Source organism: Marinobacter flavimaris, from assembly GCF_045057155.1.
GTDB lineage: Bacteria > Pseudomonadota > Gammaproteobacteria > Pseudomonadales > Oleiphilaceae > Marinobacter > Marinobacter manganoxydans.
The window spans coordinates 1,192,136-1,213,106 of the sequence record NZ_CP171359.1 but is presented as its reverse complement, the minus strand read 5'-3'; the positions used below and the strand labels follow the sequence as shown (position 1 = coordinate 1,213,106).

At 50.8% G+C, this 20,971-nt stretch carries 19 protein-coding genes; 7 read left to right on the top strand and 12 right to left on the bottom strand.

The window, feature by feature from the left end; genetic code table 11:
* Window positions 1–18 precede the first annotated feature (18 nt).
* On the bottom strand, window positions 19–513 hold the full coding sequence (locus ACGK9W_RS05660) for a hypothetical protein (RefSeq protein WP_405419583.1): 495 nt from the start codon (window positions 511–513) through the stop codon (window positions 19–21).
* 553 nt (window positions 514–1,066) lie between these two features.
* Here ACGK9W_RS05660 and ACGK9W_RS05655 point away from each other — a divergent pair.
* The 6 genes from ACGK9W_RS05655 to ACGK9W_RS05630 all read left to right on the top strand — a co-directional run bounded on the left by ACGK9W_RS05655 (window position 1,067) and on the right by ACGK9W_RS05630 (window position 6,316).
* Entirely contained in the window at window positions 1,067–1,441 is a 375-nt protein-coding gene (locus tag ACGK9W_RS05655) for a DUF4870 family protein (protein WP_405419580.1), read from the top strand.
* A 12-nt stretch (window positions 1,442–1,453) separates the two neighbouring features.
* Window positions 1,454–1,849, top strand: coding sequence for a hypothetical protein (locus ACGK9W_RS05650; RefSeq protein WP_405419578.1), 396 nt, complete (start codon window positions 1,454–1,456; stop codon window positions 1,847–1,849).
* A gap of 73 nt (window positions 1,850–1,922) precedes the next feature.
* Window positions 1,923–3,026 (top strand): ankyrin repeat domain-containing protein, encoded by a 1,104-nt coding sequence (locus ACGK9W_RS05645; RefSeq protein WP_405419575.1) that lies wholly within the window; start codon window positions 1,923–1,925, stop codon window positions 3,024–3,026.
* 114 nt (window positions 3,027–3,140) lie between these two features.
* Window positions 3,141–4,646 carry an IS21 family transposase gene (gene istA, locus ACGK9W_RS05640; RefSeq protein ID WP_082640780.1) on the top strand — a complete coding sequence of 502 codons (1,506 nt, stop codon included), beginning with the start codon at window positions 3,141–3,143 and terminating at the stop codon, window positions 4,644–4,646.
* Window positions 4,633–5,373, top strand: coding sequence for an IS21-like element helper ATPase IstB (gene istB, locus ACGK9W_RS05635; protein ID WP_053112996.1), 741 nt, complete (start codon window positions 4,633–4,635; stop codon window positions 5,371–5,373). Before istA ends, istB begins: the two co-directional genes overlap by 14 nt.
* Window positions 5,374–5,383: 10 nt before the next feature.
* Window positions 5,384–6,316 (top strand): hypothetical protein, encoded by a 933-nt coding sequence (locus ACGK9W_RS05630; protein ID WP_405419572.1) that lies wholly within the window; start codon window positions 5,384–5,386, stop codon window positions 6,314–6,316.
* A 67-nt stretch (window positions 6,317–6,383) separates the two neighbouring features.
* On the opposite strand, the gene ACGK9W_RS05625 is transcribed toward ACGK9W_RS05630, so the two are convergent.
* Window positions 6,384–6,878: a hypothetical protein gene (locus tag ACGK9W_RS05625; protein ID WP_405419569.1), complete on the bottom strand. Its 495-nt coding sequence runs from the start codon at window positions 6,876–6,878 to the stop codon at window positions 6,384–6,386.
* 282 nt (window positions 6,879–7,160) lie between these two features.
* Here ACGK9W_RS05625 and ACGK9W_RS05620 point away from each other — a divergent pair, with 282 nt between their 5' ends.
* Window positions 7,161–7,382, top strand: coding sequence for a hypothetical protein (locus ACGK9W_RS05620; RefSeq protein ID WP_405419566.1), 222 nt, complete (start codon window positions 7,161–7,163; stop codon window positions 7,380–7,382).
* 42 nt (window positions 7,383–7,424) lie between these two features.
* On the opposite strand, the gene ACGK9W_RS05615 is transcribed toward ACGK9W_RS05620, so the two are convergent.
* The 10 genes from ACGK9W_RS05615 to ACGK9W_RS05570 form a co-directional block, all read right to left on the bottom strand.
* Window positions 7,425–8,042 carry a hypothetical protein gene (locus ACGK9W_RS05615; protein WP_405419564.1) on the bottom strand — a complete coding sequence of 206 codons (618 nt, stop codon included), beginning with the start codon at window positions 8,040–8,042 and terminating at the stop codon, window positions 7,425–7,427.
* Window positions 8,043–8,625: 583 nt separating this feature from the next.
* Window positions 8,626–9,600, bottom strand: a complete 975-nt coding sequence (locus ACGK9W_RS05610; RefSeq protein WP_405419561.1) for a hypothetical protein — start codon at window positions 9,598–9,600, stop codon at window positions 8,626–8,628.
* Window positions 9,601–9,686: 86 nt separating this feature from the next.
* Window positions 9,687–10,496, bottom strand: a complete 810-nt coding sequence (locus tag ACGK9W_RS05605; protein WP_405419558.1) for a hypothetical protein — start codon at window positions 10,494–10,496, stop codon at window positions 9,687–9,689.
* On the bottom strand, window positions 10,493–11,461 hold the full coding sequence (locus tag ACGK9W_RS05600; protein WP_405419556.1) for a hypothetical protein: 969 nt from the start codon (window positions 11,459–11,461) through the stop codon (window positions 10,493–10,495). Before ACGK9W_RS05600 ends, ACGK9W_RS05605 begins: the two co-directional genes overlap by 4 nt.
* The gene (locus ACGK9W_RS05595) at window positions 11,458–14,199 is read right to left on the bottom strand and encodes a hypothetical protein (RefSeq protein WP_405419553.1); all 2,742 of its coding nucleotides are present in this window, start codon (window positions 14,197–14,199) and stop codon (window positions 11,458–11,460) included. The genes ACGK9W_RS05600 and ACGK9W_RS05595 overlap by 4 nt, the downstream gene beginning before the upstream one ends.
* Window positions 14,196–14,519, bottom strand: coding sequence for a hypothetical protein (locus tag ACGK9W_RS05590; protein ID WP_405419550.1), 324 nt, complete (start codon window positions 14,517–14,519; stop codon window positions 14,196–14,198). Before ACGK9W_RS05590 ends, ACGK9W_RS05595 begins: the two co-directional genes overlap by 4 nt.
* Before the next feature lie 58 nt (window positions 14,520–14,577).
* A complete protein-coding gene (locus ACGK9W_RS05585; protein ID WP_405419547.1) occupies window positions 14,578–15,447 on the bottom strand; it encodes a glycerophosphodiester phosphodiesterase in 870 nt (289 codons plus the stop codon).
* Window positions 15,448–15,657: 210 nt separating this feature from the next.
* Window positions 15,658–16,560 carry a hypothetical protein gene (locus ACGK9W_RS05580; protein WP_405419544.1) on the bottom strand — a complete coding sequence of 301 codons (903 nt, stop codon included), beginning with the start codon at window positions 16,558–16,560 and terminating at the stop codon, window positions 15,658–15,660.
* Window positions 16,561–16,921: 361 nt separating this feature from the next.
* Window positions 16,922–17,455, bottom strand: a complete 534-nt coding sequence (locus ACGK9W_RS05575) for a hypothetical protein (protein ID WP_405419541.1) — start codon at window positions 17,453–17,455, stop codon at window positions 16,922–16,924.
* The gene (locus ACGK9W_RS05570) at window positions 17,455–20,949 is read right to left on the bottom strand and encodes an AAA family ATPase (protein WP_405419538.1); all 3,495 of its coding nucleotides are present in this window, start codon (window positions 20,947–20,949) and stop codon (window positions 17,455–17,457) included. The genes ACGK9W_RS05575 and ACGK9W_RS05570 overlap by 1 nt, the downstream gene beginning before the upstream one ends.
* Window positions 20,950–20,971 lie beyond the last annotated feature (22 nt).

Genomic DNA, 20,971 nt, shown 5'->3' with positions numbered 1-20,971 from the left:
CCTTAGGCCAACAGAAAATCAAAGAGGCCGCCAACCATTCTCTGACTCGACAAAGTAAAACGTCTCCTCCTCCACATAGGTGTCGCCCTTTTTCCATTCGCCAGTGACAGCGGACATCAACCCGAGAGCAAATTTTTCGACACCCCTCGTTTTGCTCTCTACCTCCTTATAGCTCTGTGTGAACTTTGCGGTATAACGAACATCAACAGCATAGTCACCGTCTTGATCAATATATCCATCCAGACGTTCAACTTTGGTAATCTTTATATACTCGTTCTCATACAGTTGCTTAACCCGGTCCTCCACGAGATCATCACTAGGGCGGTTAGAGCAACCGGCAAGCGTCAAAATCAGAAAAATTAATGCAGAAACTCGGACAAATTGCCTCATAAAATTCTTCCTTTTATCGTTTTTCATCGTTCGTGCATAAGCACCATGCGTTGCTAAAAGCTGCCATGCCCGCCCCACAGGTTTCCGGAAACCGAAATAGCACGGTGACCAGCCCTCAGCCACCCAATACTGTTTCGGGTGTACTTATGTCGAATACAGACCAAACCTGATTCGTGAGATCTCCTGACAACTCACAATCGACCGCCTGCCTTCGAAATACTGCGACAAAAAAAACCATAGCGCACCGTCAACGAGCCCAAAAAAACTAAACTTTGCAGTCTTTTACATTTCATAATGCGGAAGTTGTGTAACCTGCCGCTAAGAGCAGTTATTTGACAACAGAATCTATGTAAAGATCATGTGAGAAATGCTCAATTTTCACGAAGACACCAGATCGGGGATCCCTCAGGCTTGGTTAACGAATTATTCACTGGAATCGAATCCCATGTGGCTGCGACTTGTGACAAATCTTTACGCAGATTTACGTGCCAGGTCCCTCTCCAGAACTACAATGTTCAGAGAAAGTTAAATCATTAATTTTCGATTTGATCAAAAATCAAACAACCTCTACCTATGTATGCGGTTACATTTGAAAACAGCGACAGCAGGCATGGACTAGTTATTTTGAACGGAACCCAAAACGCTCAGAACGAGCATAACTGAAGAAGGAAATAGAATGGAAAATACCGACCTCGCAACACCCAACAAACAGTCTGCTGAACCTAAAAACGGTATTGATCAGTCAGAAAAACAGTTTGCACTGATTGTCTACATTCTGCAGGCAGTCAGTATTTTCATAGGCGTTACCAGCATAGTTGGTGTAATCATGAACCATGTAAAGAGCGGTTCATTGACTGATCCTGTTATTAAATCGCACAACAGCTGGCAGATTCGTACATTTTGGTGGATGTTGCTGTGGAGCGCTCTCTGCATGATTTTGGCTACGGTCACTCTAGGTCTCGGAGCCATTCTGATGCTCGTGCCACTTGTTTGGTACATCTACCGGATTGTCAAGGGCGTGATGCGTCTCAATGATGGAAAATCAGTTTAAGGAGCCAACCGAATGAATATCACAACAAACATCTCGTTCTGTCTCAAAACAGTAACGGCGTTATTCCTGGCACTATTCCTCTCTGCTTGCTCCGGTGAGTCCGGCCCATCGTCTTCTGATATCAAGGATCTCTTGAACGACGCTCTCGAGAAAAAGGGAATAGATGCCATCTCAACCACTGAAGTTGACATTCTTGAAGCCAAGACTTCAGACGATAAGAATGTTTACGGCGTTAAATTTAACGCTTCGTTTGCCCTTCAAAAAGACTATGACGCCCTTGACTATAATGAGCAGAGACATGTGCAACGTATTTTTAATGGAAAGGAAAGCAAAAAAGGCGATGTGGTAACTGAGGAGATACAGACCGTCTTCACAAAGAAGGATGGCAAATGGGTCGGAAGGCTTTAACCTGTTCGTTCCTTACCAATTAAACCGCCTCTATGGGGCGGTTTTTTGATGTGGTGAATTAGGAAAAGTAAAAATGGGCTTATTTAAAGCGAGTAGTATTTATCTTAGGCACCCAAAGGTATTTTCTACCTTCGGAGTTATCGGCGCGGTTGCGGGAACAATACAAGATGTCTTTATAGAGTATGCATCATTTGGCAACCTGATTGCCCTGAGCTCTATCGGCTTGTTCATTTTAATTGCCACCGCATCCGCACTCGGTGCCGACACCATCGTTAAACGAAAAGTCGGGGCTGACTGGCCAGGCGTTGGCTTGGCGGCGACTGCGCTCTTTTCCTTGCTCATGGCGGGAACCTACTACTGGTCGGAGAACAATCAGGACTCCGGCGGAGTTCTCGCATCAAACTTCGAGAGTATCGAAACCTTTCAGGCCGGTATTGATGCCATGATGGCCGAGCTAGGCGTGATCAAGAAGGATCTTGAAGCTCTCAAAGCAAAGACAGAAACCATCGCAAAAGACACCCAAATCATACGAGAATCGTCTGAAGAGATTAAATCAACCACTTCAAATATTCGCGATCGCATCGAACGGGACCCTGAAACCATCCTCAAAGACCTGAACCTTACGCTGACAGCGAAAGGCTACGCTAGCCTGCTTGAACGGAATTATGATGCTGAAATCCTCTACCCGCTGCTAGAAATATTTGCCGCTCATGACTTCACTCTTAGCATGGACGCTTCCTCGATGCCCGGAATGATGGAGTTTTGGTCAGGCTATCGCCAAGAGCGTCTCGGCCACTGGCCATCCGGCGTTAGTCTTATTGGTGTCAGGCTATTTCTCGGCAATCTCGATGGGCCAAACCTGAAGAGAGCTCTTCTGTGGGAGATTGATCAAGGCATAAGAGAGAAAGGTGAAACGGAAACCTCTCCTTTGAGTACTTATCAACAAACTTACAGCTCATGCGGCAGATTCCCTACTAGCTGTTTTGCCACTCATTTAGTGCGTTATCGAAATGAGCAGGATTTCTTTAATGCCACATTTACACTTGCTCACTGGGCTGCGCTCGGTGGAAGAGAGCAGAGCCTGGAATGGTTGGCATCAGTTAACGAACCACTCAACGAACGAAATAATGCCGGATATACCCCTTTTGATATCGCTGTTAGTGGCCAATTAAAATGACCCACTACTGGCCATTTATTTTGACCCACCCCCGGGTGGCCGTCAGGCCACAGAACCAGCTACTGTCCCCCGCTTTTATCGATAGCCGGGGGCATGTCAGTGAAGGAGTGGGTTGTGATACACAAAATCAAGGCACTGCACGATAACGGCAAAGGGTTGTCGATCCGCGCCATCAGTCAGGAACTGGGGCTGTCCCGCAATACCGTCCGCAAGTATCTGCGGATGAATGAGAACGCGATTTCAGAACAGATTGAAGATCCCTCACGCACCAAGCGCCTCGATGATCACCGGGATTATCTGGTGCATTTGCTCAAGCAATTCCCCAAGCTCAGCGCCGTCAAGATTGCCCGTAAGCTTCAGGCAAAGGTCGGCGACTTACCGGCCTCAGACCGTTCCATTCGCCGTTATGTGCGAGTGCTCAAGGAGGAAGTGGCCTCGGCCCAGATGCGCTATTACGAGCCCATTCTGGAGGATGTGCCCGGTGTTCAGTGTCAGGTGGACCCCGGTGAGTTGCGCGGCGTGCTGATCGGTGGCGAAGAACGCACGCTGCATTTTGTGGTGTTCGTGCTGTCGTACTCGCGGTTGATGTACGTGGGCCTGGCCTTCCGCCCGCTGGATACCCAGACGTTTATCCAGCTCCATGACGAAGCCCTGCGGTACTTCGGTGGCCTGCCGGATGAGTGCGTTTACGATCAGACCAAGCTGGTGGTGATCAACGAACAGTACCGCGAACTGACGCTCAACCAACGGTTTCATGAGTATGCCACCACGGCTGGATTCCGGATCCATGCCTGCGAAGGCTATGACCCGGAGAGCAAGGGCAAGGTGGAAGCCGGTGTTAAGTACGTCAAGCAGGATTGCCTCTACGGTGAAGTCTTCCGGGATCAGGAACACGTGCGTCAGCACGTGCAGGACTGGGTTGAGAGCGTGGCCAATGTCCGCATCCACGGCACCACCGGCGAACCACCGCGGGAACGCTTCGAACGGGATGAGCGAGAACATCTGGAGGCCTACCTGTCACCGGCTTGCGTACAGCCTGTGGCCCGCGAGACACGGCAGGTGGACAAGACCGGCCTGATCGCCTGGAAGGCCAACAAGTACTCCGTGCCCATGGCCTGGCAGCAGGCCCGGGTGGGCGTTCTGGAGTCCGGCAGTCAACTCCATATCAGCGACCTGAACACGGGCGAAGTCATTGCCAGTCATGCGCTGTGCGCCGACAAGGGCAAGGTGATCAAGAACACCCATCACTACCGGGATCATGCCCAGCGCGTGAACAAGCTGGAAGCTGGTATCAACGCCCTGATCAGCGACGAGACCGGGCACCGGTTGTGTCAGCAGCTCAAGCGCTCCGAGCCCAAGATCTACAAGGATCAGTTGGTGGCTGCCCGTGACCTGCTCAAGCGCCATGCGCCGGTGGATCCAGAGTTGATCACAGCGCTGGCAGAACGCCCCGGCATGACGGCCACACGACTGCAAAACTACCTGGAAGCAGCCCAGGCGGCCGTTCTGCGGGAGCGACAGCCGGAATCGTTACCGGAACCCAAGCAGGCATTGGATCTGAGCGCCTACCAGCGTCTTGGCCGCTCCAGTGGCCAGGGGGTGACCCATGAGCCAGCTTGAACAGACTGTAGCCCGTTACCGCAGCCTGCGCCTGAGCGCAGCCGCCGATGAACTAATCAACCTGCTGGCCGAGGCAGAAGCCAACGAGATGTCCTATCTCAGCTTCGCGGATCGGCTTGCCGAACACGAACTGGTTCAACGGCAGGACAAGCGCATCCACCGGAATCGGAAGATGGCCGCGTTCCCCGCCGAGAAGCGCCTTGAGGGCTTCGACTACCGGCACCAGACCACCATTAATAAACGCCAGGTGAACGCCTTGCTGGACTTCCAGTTCCTCGACGAACGGAACAACCTGGTGTTCATTGGCCCGCCGGGTGTGGGCAAGACCCACCTGGCCATCGGTATTGGCCACAAGGCAGTGGAAGCTGGTTACCGGGTATTGTTCCGCAATGCCCTGGATCTGGTGGAAGAGCTGGAACTGGCCGAGATGAAGGGTGAGCTGAAAAAACGGGTCAGCGCCCTGGCCAAATACGACCTGCTGATCATTGATGAGCTGGGTTACCTGCCCATGACCCGGCAGGCCCGCTACAATCTGTTCCAGTTGATCAACAGCCTGTACGAATACCGGTCGATCATCTTGACCACCAACAAGGACTTCACCAGTTGGGGCGAGTTCTTCCACGACGACAACGTGGCGGTGCCGATCATTGACCGGGTCATCCACCATTCGCACATCTTTATGTTGGGAGGAGAAAGCTATCGACTGAAGCAAAAAGCCACAAGATAGACTATGAAAGGTGGGTCAATTTTATTGGCCAAAGGTGGGTCAAAATAAATGGCCATTGACAATCGCCATCGAGACCAATAATCCGTCAGTAGCAATGTGGTTGCTCGCTAACACCGATGAAGAGTTCAAAGACCCACAGGGCATTTCTTTTGAAATCCTTGCTCTCAAAGCCTTTGATGGGGTTGATACCAATATCAGTCCTTATGCCGCCCAAACAGAAACTCAGGAGTTGATGTTGTGGCACGATTCTATAAAAGCCAGAATTAAGCAACATCAGTTGCTGATCAATAAGATCGGACGCCCCTCCAATGCCAGTGCTATCGCCCAACGGATCGAAAAACTGATCGCCCCTCATTATCAGCAATGTGTTGATGCGGTGTCTTATGGGCAAGAACAATTCGACCTTACATTAGCTGCCGAAGAACGAACACAAAACCAACAACAGTATGGCTACGAAAACGTAGAATCACTGAGCCGAGTTCTGACCAATGCGAAGAACAGGCTTGAGGAGACTCTAAGCAGCATAGAAAAATCCAACCAGGAGAGCGAGCAGCTAGAACAAAAGATCAACGCCCAAAAGTCAAAGCAAGCACGAGCAGAACAAGCTCTTCTTGCGATTGAAGCAAAACGTAAGCGTCTCAATATTCTGAGCAAGGAATACCGTGCCACCTATGAACCGGAGCGTGATGCAAAAGTTGCAATCATGAAAGCAGACTCAGAAATCAGTATGGCAGAGTATTATCTTCAGTCTAATCGTCGTTATATTGAAAAAGCTAAACAACTGATTCCGGATCTGCAATCTGAAGTCAAAGATTTAAGTGAGAAACATCGATTAATGTCCGGACAGAAAACGACTTCAACTCCAGTTCCTCGCCCGCTCCTTAATTTGGCCTCAACCTGCGACGCCATCAAGAGCCACCTGGAGTTTGTTCTGCTTAATTGAAGCCTGATAGGAGGACTGCAAGATCAATCAGGGAGCACTTTGTGCTCCCTGATTGAATCCTGGCGACTTAGATGGCGTTGGGATTCTTTGTGTAACGTCTCAAGAACGCCGCACCAAATAGAGACATTCCGGATAGCACATTAACTAACATTCCCCATGCAATATAATTAAAGACACCCATTGGTCCCGAGCCAGAACTATACCGGAACAAGTGCTTTACTCCGAAATAATCGATCAGCATTGCAAAATACGAGTAATAGAACATCAATATCAATACCAGATAGATTAATGTTGCAATCCTGACAATAAACCGGGACGCTCCACCATAGAAAGCGATCATGTTTACAATCAGAATACCGAGAATCGCCGGGCCAATATTCTGATCCATAATACTCGCTGAACCGCCAAGATTTGAATCCATAACCGGTAGGTAAAGCGAAACAATTGCTGTGATTGATACAACGACGCCCCGCACATTATGAAATCCGCCATTAAATAAACTGACCAATTTATCCGGGAAACCGCGATTTTCTTGGGCAAGCTCTTTATTTGATTCGTTCATCAGATATCCTTAGAAATTAGTATTATTTGAAAATCAGACTTTTACATTTATAGGCAAAGGTTACCAGTGCCCCCACGCATCAAATCGTCAAAACTGAAAATTTTAACAGTTGAGGTCGAAATGCCGTCAATGGCCGTCAACGTAAGAATTGTATGATCGTTACCTTTCAACAAATACGTGAATTATCTTCGATTCTCACATCAAACCTCGTCAGCCCTATCTAGTCCAATTTCTTCCGGCCATCCCCCCCCGAGCAGATTGAGCGTCTCTGCGAAGTCACAGGTGGGAGAGACCAGCCATTCCTGCACATTCCTGGCCATCGTTTGTGAACATGCCATCGAAGAGCTCGAACAGGCCAAATGTGCTCAGGTATCCAGAACTGTCATCGAGTGGAATTTTCGAGGCTTCGAAGGTGGAAATCCGTTCCTGGATCTCATGGATCTCATGGATCTCATGGATGATAAAAGTGAAAAAGAAGGGCGTGGGTCAAAGAAATCCCACTAACTTTTGGGTAGGGGCAACGAGATAGGTTGCCCCTACTTACTTCTAAGAGTTCGAGTCAGCTGTTGCCGCAGGCTGAACGCTGTCCTCGCGATAGATATCAGCCAGAGCTTTCCACAGAGAATTGTTAGTCTCTTGCTTGATAAAAAAGGGCACGAAGAAAGTGATTATCCCCAAGAGCACAACAATTGCCCAACCTGAAATGATATCTGAGAAGTCCATTCTTCCCATGAACCCTCCAGTCTGCTCGTTTAGGTTCGTTAACTCAGTTATGACGTCGTAGAACGGGGAGCAAAAGCTGAGTAATGAAAACGCAAGTAGCGTTTTAGCAACTAGCTTGGGTGCTCCAATGGCAAACGAGGCGGCGGCCAAGAACAGCCAGAAATGGAAAAGTCCCAGCGAAAGCCCACCCTCGCTTTCCATTTCATAGATACTGACGGTCTCTCCAAAGATGGATAGTACTGGCAGCCTCAATGAAAGATATGCGATCAGGAGGATGATGAGTGTTTTTACATTGCAGAGTTTCGCGAAGGGAAATGACTGCTGCCATGGTTTGTTTGCAATCGTCTTAACTTTGCGAGTGGCATAGTCTACGAAGCCGTATTGTTCAGCCGAATAGCTATCATTTTTATTGATATCTTTGTCAGTCCGAGGATCTGTCATTGAATGAAATTCCTTTTATTAGGCAATCGTACTCGCACAGCCTGCCTTTGGCCTTCCAGAGAAAACTTCTTGAGCTTGATGTTTTGTTCAGTCCAGCGCATGCCGACATGTGCATATCCATTTACATAGTAGTTAATCAGAAAAAATTGAGTAGAAATATCGCGTTACGAAGTGAAGCACTTTGCGTACTTTTGTATACACCCGGGTCAAAGTGACAGCGGACGTGGCTGCAAAATAATCAGGGCAATCAAATCATTTTGCCTCCGGTCATCCACCGTAGATGATTGTAGTACCTCGTCGATCGATCTCAATATTCTTAAAAAACAAATTCAGGAGTGAAAACCTAAATATTTTCTTAATCATAAACGCGAGTGTCCGTAAGAGCGCAATGAAGATTACCGAGTGTAACGCTGACCATTCCGAAAAGTTGAACTGAACCATTAACGAGCGTGTTTCCGGGAACAGAAGATTATGTGAACACATAGCTGGCTTCACAACCTCGATTGCTTCCTCTTCCGGAATAAAAAGGACGTCTGCAAGAAAGCCCGCGGTATGAAATTCCCTATAAGTGGGTAGCCATTTATTATTGTTGCGGCCTACATTCACTTCGAAGAAGCTCAGAAGTCAGGTTCCGGGAGAGCTGTTGATAGACCCTGGCCTCCTTTAAACGTTGGTCCACGACTTTCTCACAGTCTGAATAACTGCATCCAAAATTGTTTTCAAGTTCCTTAAAAAAATCGTCGCATGCCAAAGTCTCGTATCCTGATTCCATTCCATGGTTGTCACGGAACTGAGAGCAACTGTAGTACTTGGAGTATCGGTCAGATGAGTTGGTGGCCTCAGCTGCCGCTTTAACATTAATGCCAGCGGTAACCATCATAGAAAACATTTTTTGGGTGTCGCGAGTTACGTAATCTATCCCTTCGAGAAGGCATTGTGCTGGTGTATAGAGGGGCGAGGTTTCATCAATAGAGGCAGCTTCCGCAATAAGCGTGAGAGCGGCTGAGGGTGATTTGGTGGCCTTAAACTCCAAGGCAGGTTTCAAAAGCTTGCCTGCATCTTTGGTCGCTCCAAAAACGCTATCAAACAATGAGATTTTTTCCATAAAACCCGTGAGTGGGGTGCCTCCTGCTTCAACCTTAAAATACCCAGCTATCTGCCCAGAAGGATGTATGATCTCGCAGTGTTCCATGTTTTCATTGCACTGCCCTTGTCCAATGGTGTCATTGCCGCCTCTGGTAACATCGTTATCGAGGAAAACAAGTGATTTCGGGAATTCAGCGCCCGTAAGAGACAGCGCATAGACGTAACCAGAACTATTTTTGTAGCTGCTTACGTACTGATAGAACATTTCACGAAATGGGCCACCGTCAATCGATACAAAGACCTCAGGTTTTTTGAAGAGCTTACCACCTGCGTCCCAGTCCAGAATGTGCCCCTGATCATTTGGCTTTGTCGTATTGATGCTTGCGGTCAATGTTATTTCTTCACTGTGCACGATCGAAGAGAAAACGAAAGCCAATGTGAGCAAAACCCAGCGCGAAACCATTTTTTCCATTATGAATCCTATGACAGGGACGTTGACACGAAACCCTTGCAAGAATAACTGGGGGGTGAGCATACCCCCCCAGGATACTGGGCTACTTAGCGACCGCGCACGGCCTTTTTATATTTCTCTTCGGCCTTTCTCCCAACAGTGTCTACCTCAATAAACTTCATCCCGGTTTGAGCGAAAAGATGTAAAAGCTGCGCATTATTGAGAACAACATCAGCGTCTTCGCTAAATGTCTCGGCATAAGCAAAGCTTTTTTCTGTGCCTGGCTGATAAATTCTTATCTCTGTAGGCAGGCCCGCTGAATAACCGCGGGTATCGTAGATGTAAGTTTCAGGATCAGATGACACTCCGTCAAAGCGAACGAAAAAATCTAGCAATGTTGCTTTAGTTTTTTTGCCGCCATCTTTTGTCTTTTGAGAGTCAGCGTGCAGATAAACCCCAATAGGCTGGCCGAGTTTAGCTATGGTTTCGCGGCTTTCAGTCATCGGATGCGCCAGCGAGAAGAGAATATCGTCAGGCAGGGGAGCGGCCTTGAAACCCTCAGCAATAAGCTTGGTTGTAGCGCCATCGCCTGAGTACACAGCGTTCTTGTACGCGTTCATGATTTCAGGGAATGGAGCCTGCACCTTGGTGACTGGGACGCCGTTAACGACTGCATGGGCCTGGCAGTCCGAATCGTAGACCTTGATGTTATCGCCGATGGTTTCCCGCAGGTCCGGGTTCAGCGAGAGGTAGGTGTGACCGGTGAGCATCAGGTCTTCAACATCCTTACCGGCTTCAATGTCGGCCACGAATGGCCGCAGGTCGTAGAGACGCTTGTCATCTTCACAGGCGTTGGCATTGGCGGCAGCAAACGGCAGCACAGCGGCGGCGGTCAGCATCAGTATCTTCTTTTTCATGAACGGCACTCCTGAGGTTTGAAGGAAAGATCACGGTCAGTATCAAAGAATGGATTGGGCGGATTTGGATACCGGCTGTCTTTGTCAGCTTTGATCTCTTTCTCGGTAACAGGCTCCTGCAAAGCCAGATCGAATCGGTAGCCTGTCTCGTAAAGAACCCCAACGTTGTCGAGGAAATCTTTCAGCTCACCACCAGCCAGTGTCTGATCAACAAACATCTCCCGAGCGGGATTAGTCGGCGTCTTGAAGCACTTGCCGTCGTATCCTTTTTCATAAGGATCAACAAAGAACGTCATGCCATTGAGCATGGAGGCCATGGCAGGAGCCAGTTCGTCGGCATAGATGGTATCGAAGCCCATGTACTCCGCACCCATATCCAGAAGAGCGTCAGAGTTGAACCCCAAAAGGTCCAGACCATCTTCTTTCACCAGGAAGAGCGGGAAGTAGTAACGGATATCCATCGGTGCGACCGTAACCTGGGAGTTGATCGTGGCCAGCGCCGAATCACCGGAGCCATCTTCATAGGCGTTGATCGCCATAGAGATCGCTTCCTCGAAAGGAACCATGGGAACGCCCTGCACTTCACCGTCATAGACGTAGTAGTTCCGGCAGTCCATGGACTGAATCGCCACATTGGTACCGAGAATGCCCTTCACGTCCGCTGGCAACTGCTTGTAGGACCTGTAGGTCATACTCACAGGCTCTTCCAGAGAGCCGCTGGCAGCCGCCGTCAGAAGGCCCTCAGGGTCGGAAGCCAGACGCGGGTCGTCCCCATAGCTGCACCCGAAACGGCCAGAGTACTCGTCGATGTAGTGATTCCATGCCGCCCTCTGGTAGTCGGTAAGCGCCGAGCCCTCGAAAGGTTCGACTGAGAAGTCGGCATAACTCATACCGGCTCCTGCCATACCAACGAACAGAGCCGCACTCTTCACGAGGCATCGGGTCTTGTCGTTGTGGTTGATCATAAGAGTTTCCCTATCACTCCTTTCACGTTGGTGTCCCTTGTGGGGAAGCCCTCAATCGAGCGCTCACCCTCGGAGACGAGGTAGATCGGCCGCTGCATCATCCCTTCAACCGCTGGGTTGGAATCGTCTTTCATTTCCTTCGCCACCGGCACCGGGAGATGGATCGCGTCCACGAAATCCCACTGCTGAAGCCGCTCCGCGACAGCCTGCTGCACGTTTCGGTTGTGCATGAACATGTCACCGCTGTCTTTCTTCGCGTCGGCTCTGAGCGCCTTACGGTTCTCACGGATTTTGCGATAGGCCATCAGACTTGAGATTTGCTCTTTGCCACGGGGGTCATGCAGGTAATGAATCCCGAAAGAGCGTGGTTCATCGCCTAGACACTCAACCGCATCCAGTGATTCAGAGGTGATGTGAACCTCCGCTGCCTCAAGCATCTCAGCCTGTTCGATAAGAGGCGTCAGTTGCATGCACCGGTCAAATCCGTGTTTAGGCAACGCAAGGTTGAAGGACACAATGCCCTGCTGAAGTAGCGGTTTATTCCGGGCGATGAAATCCGCAAGCGGCTGGCCACTGATTTGCCACTGATCGAAGTCGTGATTTGTGACAGTCAGGGAGACGCCATCGGCACCAGCCTTCAAGCTTTGCTCAATGTGCGCTGTTGCCGGAATGGTCTGGGCCGGGTTCAGACTGCCCTCGTCCGCCAGCATCAGATAGGCCTCCGGGAAGGTGAACGCCGGAATCTGATCGTGTTCAGGATCGAGGCTGGCGGTACTAAGTTCGCCTGACGTTTGAGACTCAGAACGCGGGCTAACCTCTGCGTTGTCCGCCAGCACAGACTCAGAACGCGTTGGCTGATCGAGACTTTGCTGGGCAATGTTGTCCTCAGCCTCTTCAGGCTCTTCGTAAGGAATGGGTGGGACAATGGCGGACGCAACGCTGCCGATCGCATACAAACGCGGCTCCGTGTTGATGACCCAGTTGGTCAGGTAGTAGGCGCTGCTGCCCTGGGCCTTCTTGAACTCATCGGAGATGATCTTCAGGCCCTGGAACTGAGACAGGCTGACCGAGTACGCCACCGGGGCGATGAACAGAGCGGCCACCAGTACGCCGTTAACACTGAGTGTGACCCACCATTTCGCCTTAATGATCTTGGAGAGGACAGTGCCAACGATACCGATGAAGTTGAGAACACCGAACAGCAGCGAGAAAGACAGCGCCACAGTCGGCACAATCAACGCGGTGACATAGGCCTTGCCATCTTCTTCGCGGGAACCCCCATCACGGAATTCCTGAGCATTCTCTTCGAAGCGACGTTTTTCATCATCAATCTTGGAGAGAATGGCAGGCTTCACGTAAGTCGCGCTGAACTCATCAGGTGCGAGATCGATACGGACAAAGTGGCCTTCGTCGCTGACTTTTAGTGCCTCGCGGAGCGGGTCTTGGACAATAGGCAGTTTGGCGAATTCAGCCGTATTCAGGCCGGGAGGGATCGCATAACCGGTCTCTTCCTGGGTACGGCGCATGAACTCCTCACGAGCCCCACCACCTTTCTGGTCGATAACAGCAGAGATGAATCCTTCCTTGTCGTCCAGTGTCCAGTTGGCCGGTAGTGTCACGCCTTCCTTGCGCAGCTCTTCCCGGACCATATCGATAACTTCAGGCTTCTCTTTGAACGCCTGTAGGCTTTCGGCATGACCAAGGGCTTCACGCAGACGTTTCTTCAGGTGCGTCACGGTGAGAGGTGAGCAGTCATAGACCCGTTTGCGCTCGGTCTTCATCCGGCCGTTCACGAATTTGGTGATGGACGTCATCTTCGAGCCAAGGCACCAGAAATTCGGATCCATCTCTTTTCCAACGACATCGGTTATTCGAGTGTCGTAATAGTCGCTAAGACGCTCGAAGCACTTCCGGTCATTGGTCGCCTCACACTTCTCGCGATCAATGTAATAGTCGGGCAGCGAGTTACGCAGTCTCACGGACTTCTGGGCAAGGGCCGCATCGGAAAGCTTCTTTGCGATGACCTGATATTCGTTGTAGAGGCGTTGCCCCATATCGTTCCACGCTTTCTCAGCCTCTACCCGGAGATTCTTGGTCCGGGCGTGGTACTGGCTCTTGGCATCGTCATAGCGGGCCCAGGCACTTTCAATCTGGGTCTGTGCTTGCTGATAATCACTGTAGAGGGCCGGGAGGCGTTTCGCGGCTTCTTGGTCCGCAACCCGGTCCAGGACCTCGTCCGTTTTGCCCTTGAAGTGGTCGACAACGTCGTCAGAGAAATAGGTCAGAAGGCCGATGATCGAGATAAAGGTTTTGAACTCGGGCGAGTCCAACTGCTCCTCGGTCACTTCAATGTCATGTAGCTGAAGACTCTTGGTAGCCAGGCCCCGCTTGAACAACGCCAGGTATTGCGCATTCATGCGCTCTTCGACAGTGGTCTGGTCAACCAGATGATCCACGAGCATTTTCTGGCCGTGAAAGCCCGCAAACCATGTCACCCCCAACACCACCAGCGCGATCGAGTAGGTTTTAACGGCTGTGAGTTTGGACGCCGGGACAAGTTTCAGCGCCAGCAAGGCCATACCCAGTGCCGACAAGGCCCTGCCATAGGTTTCATAGGCGTGAACCATTTCCATGGGAGGGACAATGTTGGCGATATCGAGCAACCGGGCGTTGAACGCCAGCTCGAACACCAGATAGATCGCACTCAGTGCCAGAAGCAGGTATCCATAAAACGTCACTTGCGATCCTCCAGTTCAATCACGATGGGTTTCTTCCGGTCTTCGTTCTCTGGAATGGCCTGCTTCTCGATAGTGAGGACTGTCGATTTGTAGGGTGTTTCCGTGGCATCGCTCTGGGAGAGAGATTTGATGGTTCCATCGACACTCAGGTAGCTATCGGAGGACACCAAGGTGAACTGATCACTTCTACGCTTCACATCAGCGTCATCAGGCAACCGAACGCCTTCAACGGTGTAGAGATCCTCCCGCATATCGGACACATTGGCTTCACACGTCGGAGTTGGATCCTTGATGCACTTGGCCTTCGCAATTGTGTACATCAGGTAACTCGGTTGCCCTGCCTGAGCCGCACCACAGAACATCAGGGTTACAAGGAGCTTACTTGCAAAGGTTTTTGATACTGGCATCTGAAATCACCGCGTCTGGAAGAATTTTTCGATCTGTCATTTCCCGATACTGCTGAACCTGTTTGCCGGGGCTGTCCAAGCTGTAGGCGACCAACGCCTCAAGGCCTTCACGCTGGGCCGCCTCGTAGGCGTAGCCGTAATCCAACAACGACCGGGCATCGAGGTGCAGGCCTGCTCGGGGAGCAAGATTCCGTGCGGACCATTCAATCAAGTTGCGGGTGTTGTAGCTTTCTCCGCCCATAGCGCTGAAATCGCTTACATGCGCATCCATATCGGCGGGGGTAAAGAACTTGTAAACTCGATTGGCGAGCTTGTATCGGTCGTCTTCCTGGAGGTGGACTTTGTGCGGCATCGCAACCAATGCCATGTAGATGTTGGTGTCTAGTGATCGGGCACATCGGAGCGTCCGCTTGCGCATTGAGGAAATGCGAATCTGACTTGGGTTGAGATAGCGTTTCGCCTCACTGACAAGGTTGCCTACCCTTGGGCAAGAGACGTTGCCTTTGATTTCGAGATTCAGATGCTGATCCTGAGAGGCTGACCGTGAAAACGCCTGCAAGGCTTCGGTGAGAAATGGGGGTCTTTGCTTGGTTCCCTTGAAGTACACGTAATCCCAGTCGTCACGAGTCATGCGGTAGATTCGCTTTTCCCTGAGACCCGTTTCAGTGACATCGCCTGGCGTTTCATCGTGGTGAAGAACCCACGTCCCATCGTTCAGTGTCCTCACATCCACTTCGACACCATCAAACCCGCCAGCCAGAGCAGCTTCAATGCCTTCAATGGAATTTTCGGTCCCTACCCCTCGATGGGATTCGATCAATGTGTCACAGCTTGATGCCATGACTGTCGAGCAGCCAACACTCAAAACCAAACATGCGGTCAGTCGTTTGAAAAACATTCTCAGTCCTCTAACTTCATTGATCCCAGGCGTTCATCGAGAGCGAACCTGCATGGACTGCTCAGGGAGACGGGCGTAACGAGTTTGCGACCAGAACCCCTTTCCCAAAAAAAATCATTTGGGAATTAAGGTTGCGAGCGCTCTGAGACAACTTCATGAGCCAGCCGAATCCAGATTTGCGCAAGTACCCTTGAACACGCTGAGTTCACCCAACTCGATGTGGTTGATAAGCTTCTGGCCGATTGCAAGCGATTTGTTGCGGATGTTGTCGCAACTGTCGTTAGAGCAGCTCCATTTCTCACGTAGTGCGCTGCACTTTGCTTCGTCATAGTTCCCAAGCCGACACTGCACGTCGATTAAAGCCATGTTGTCTGACTTGATCAGATTCAGAGTGCCAAAAATATTGCCTGCGGTATCAGGCGTCGCTTCAACAAGGAATTCCAGCTCGCCGGTCGCGACGCCCAGCCCTTTAGCAATGCAGTCGGCGGCTCGACTTCCTGTCCAATCAGAAACAAATTGACTGGCTTGACCGACCAGCGACATGATCGCACTCGGGCTCTTTGTGCGAAGAGCCAGCTCGGACGTTGCCGACAACTTCAGCATGTCGCGCTTCATTTTTAGCTTTTCAATAACGCTAACCGTGAAAGGCTTGTCATCCCGCGCAACATACAAAAAACCAACCACTATATCGGGGTCTTTTGCGCTTTTAATGTCACAGGGATTTTCAAGCGTGCAATTGCCGGATGCTGTGCCAACAGGATCGCTCAACCATTCATCTACTTCATGAATGTAAAACTCAGCAGGGATGGGCCCCCTGGCTTTTATTGAGCAGGTATCACTGATTAGATTGGTACACCTGCCGGCCGCAGCATTTCCTTTGCCACCTGGGAAGACAACGAAGTCCGGGCCGCCAACGGGATCCCACTTCTTCCCATTCGGTTTGACGTTTTGCACTTCAAATAGGATGTAGTATTCGTCGTCCAGAGAGGCGGCTAGCCCATCTGGTGCCCATACCACGGTAAAAACCAGAAGTGCAGTCAGTAGCTTGAGCAACATAGGTTCTCCTCTGATTTTTTTCTTAAAAGCGAGCGGCATCATGCTGCTGCACAGGATGTATTGGACGCAAAAAACCACATACGCAGGGCATGACCACTGGCGGCCTGGGACCAAACTTTTCAGGACTGTTTATTGACTGGGAGATAGATCGCGAAAGCAGGTGGTGCCGGGGAAAATCCGTTGCCGTACATAGACATCCTTATCAAGCTGTTATCGTTAAGTCAGTTTTACCAGACCGACGTGTCGCGTTGCACCGGAGTTTTGTGTCTTTTGGTAAGACACATCTGCCCGAGAGCGCCATCGCACTGTGCCTAATTATTTTTTTATTCGACATCAGGAAATTTGTCTCTGCATTTATGAACTATTCTTTCAGCTTCCGGAAAACTAGCGGGCTTTTATAGTCAATGGCTCGATCGTTGAGAGAAATCAACTCGAGGATAGCTGCAGCAGGTGTTTCAAGAGACACGGTAAATTTGTCTTCGTCGACCGTTCCCTCAATGGCTTCACTCTCGACTTGTCGAGTAAAAAAGTCTATCTCGGGGCCCCAGACATAAGCCTCGCCCCTGTGCAGTTTGATCTCACCGAAAAGATACTCCCCGGGCTGATCCGGGTAGGCTAACGTACTGACGTAGAGCGTATCGTCGCGCTTGCTGAAATACAGCCGCCTTTTAACAAGATGAAATTCATCATCTTCCCATACGACCCTGACAACCCATGGTGTCCCTTTGCTGTTGAAGCGCACATAGACCAACTCTTGTTCATCAAGCAACCATGTCCCAGCAATCCTCGCCTGCTCTTCTGCAGAAAGCCTCGTATCGGGAAACGGTTCCTTTATGACCACACTGGAGCATCCGGCCATGACAACGAAGCAAAACATTGCAACGATGAGCCTCATTACATTTCTCCGAATTCGAATAGGGACTTACGCCCAACCAAATCAAGAAACTCACTACCTTCCATAGACTCATGCTCATTAAGAAACTCGGCTACCGCCGTTAGATGCTCCCTGTGCGTACTCAAAAGCTCGAAACACTGCTCTTCCGCTTCTGCCAGCCAGTGACGCAGCCGCTCCGTAACAAGACCCGACAGCTTGCCAGACACTGGCCCGGCGACATTAACCGTTACAGGTCCTACCCCCTCGTCCAGCCCGCATTCTGTAATGGCGTGATAAGCCAGTTCATTAGCTCGACTAAGATCGGATGTCGCACCGGTAGACATTCGCTCTGCCCCGAGCAGAATTCGTTCAGCCTCTCGCCCGGCCAGGAACACGATCAAATGAGCCTTGAGTTCTTTAGCGGCCATACTCATTGCGCCGCGAGGGTTGTCAGAGCCTTCCCGGTACGCAACAAAACCCAGGCTATCGGTGCGAGGCTGTATGCTGAGGTAGTCCAGCTTTTTATCGGGCATGATCAAGTGGGTGGCAAGGGCATGCCCTGCTTCATGACATGCAGTTGACCATTTCTCGTCTTGCGCGAGCTTAAGATCGGTTCTTATGGAACCGTACACCACCCGGGCACAGGCTTCTTCGATATCCTGTCCAGTCGGCTCCCTACCCTCACTCACGGCGTGGTAGATGGCTTCCCGGATCAGCGCATCAATATCTGCCGCCGAGGAGCCCTGGGTTCTCATTGCAAGGGATTCTACTTCCTCGCTACTCGCATCCAGGCCTACCTTTTCGTATCCCCGGCGAATCATTTCCAGCCGTGCCGATTTATTGGGCAAATCACACACGATGACTTCGTCGAACCGCCCTGCCCTCAATAACGCTGGATCCAACCGCGAGCGGTAGTTGGTTGCCGCAAGAACGAGTACGGGGTGTTTGCGGCTATCGAAGCCGTCCATTTCCGAGAGCAGCGCATTGATTCCCGAAACCTCCGGCCGCTGCTCTTTATCCCTCGACATGGCAAAGGCATCAATTTCATCAATGAAGATAATGCTCGGTGCATATTGGCGAGCTTTGGCAAACAACTCCCGGACAAGCCGCCCTGATTCGCCATAATATTTCTGGACAAAATCTGCACCGTTCACGCTGAAGAACGGAAGGCCACACTCGCCGGCCACAGCTTTAGCGAGGAACGTTTTTCCCGTGCCTGGTGGCCCTTCCAACAGGTATCCGCTGGGAGGACTAATACCAAACTTTCCGATCTCCTTGGGTTTCGAGAGCCAACCAACCGCCTGGAAGATCTTTTTCACGGCACGCTCATTACCTACCACGTCAGCGATACGTTCAGTAGGCACCTGCCCGAGGCCGGCCACACCACCGATATCCTCTGCCGAAACAGCCTTCTCGAGGCGGGTCAGATCTGGCGACATCACAAGCTGGCCATTCTCCAACCACCCTTTCCAGGAGAAATTGAGGCGCTTCTGGCTGCGTCGCAACTCATTGACAAGTCGTGCGCACCTGAGCAGTTCCAGGTGGGAATTCACCCACCGGACAAAGCCTTCAGGTTTATCTGAGCGATACGCAAACACACCAGTAACACCCTGGAAGTTCTTGGCCAGATGGAAGAGGCGATGATTCTCGGCCGATTTTTCCAGATTCAGGCCAAACACCAGCATTGGTACACCCGGGAACTGGGTCCGCAGGTCAATTGCCTGCTGCAGCGCCACCTTTTTAGCGCTATTGCCCTCATCAGGGTCCCCAGAAATTACAAGGTCAAGGAGAATCAGGTCTGGCCGGGCATCGCCCACAAGGTCAAATACCTGGGAAGAGTGAGACGCCACACGAATTTGGGCAGAAACCAGCTCGTTTTCCAACAAGGATCTGGTTTTTGTATCGTCGTCGATTAAAAGAACATTCAGGGGGGCCTGAAGATCATATTCTTTTGAGAATTCAGTCAGTAACTCCCTGACCCCTTCTATTTTCGCCCCCGCAGACTCCAAATCTTGAGCGCCCGCTGAAGATGCATCGAACTCTTCCAGGGCACGATCTAGATACTCAACAACGTCTTGCTCAGGTGCCGACGAAGCTGCCCGGGCAGACAGGGATGGAAGGTGAGTCAGCAGATGAAGGGTTGCGAGCTCAATTGAGCAGAACGGCACAGATGTTTCGACAAGAGCATCATTTGCGGAGGCATTCCAAGCGTTAGCGTAGATTTCAATGAGGCTGGAAGCGGGCAGCTCCTCGAAAACAAGAAATTTGCCTTTACCTGCGCGGCTCAGAAACTCTGGTGACAGTCCTCTGGGGTTGTCCTTGTTCTTTTGGAGAATACCTGCAACATTCTGGGCATCCAGAGTGCCGAGCACTTGCCCGGAATCCCGGCGTTTCTCCAATACTTGCTGCCCGAGATTGGTGGTGAAAAATATAAAGGCTTGGGAGAAATCGGCTTCTTTTAATGATGTCTCGTCTTTTCCAATGCCCCTATCCAACACGCCCAGAAGACTCTGAATGACCTCTGAGTGAGCCTTTTCTATTTCATCGAAGATAATGATGGATTTAGGGACATTGCGCACTGCGTCCGTCAGCTGGCCCAATGCAGCTCCAGAATAGAAATTGCCATTACCAAATAGCGCCGAGTTGGCATCGCTGTCGTTAAACTGCTCCATGCTGAACTTTAGTATCTGGTAATCTTCGCCCTCTATTCGAGGTAGAGCCTTTGCAAAGGTTTCTGCCAAAAAAGTTTTTCCGGTACCCGGTGCCCCAAGGAGCATGAATATACCGCGCGGGCCAGAAGACTTTCTCAGTACGCTCTGGGCATATGCATCGCATACGCCATCGATTGCGGCATCCTGGCCTTTCACGCTCTCAGACAGGAGCGTTCGCAGACGGGCGGCAGCCTCACGGAAAGATCGATAGCTGAGCGGCTTGTGATTCTCTTTCAACCAATGGGTAAAAGCCTCGTTCGTTTCCCTGGCTGACGAAAAGGTTCTCAGAAATTCCTCAAAACCATCTTTAAGCAACGAACTCATGAAGGACTTGTCGACCCACTCCGCAAGCTTCTTTCCCTCATCGCTTTGAAGCTGAAAGGTATACCAATCAGCATAACTCTGATCGCCCGGCGGCTTGTTTGTGACGGAATCCCTGAGGTGCTGTCGAAGCAAGGCAATGTGCTCTCCCTCGTAAAGCAATGAGGCAGGCCTGCCCAACCAATTGGCTAGCTGTCTCCGTAACTCCGGCACCTGCATAAGGGCCAGGAGAGCAGGAAAGGTATCGTCCTCCATTTTCACGCCCTGCGCATTCATCGCTGATCGAACAAAAATCAGCTCCTGCTTGAAACTGTCAAAGCGCTTTCTCTCGGACTTCGAAACTTTCTTTTTCGGTTCGGTCTGCACAGTTTTTTTACTAGCTCCTGCTGGAGTTGCACCAGAGGTCTCCTGAGAAGCCTTCTTTTTAGACCTTTCGAACTCGAGTAACTCCTGCAGTACCGATTTATTCTTATCTGCCGACATGGTTGCTCCGCATTAGCCGTTA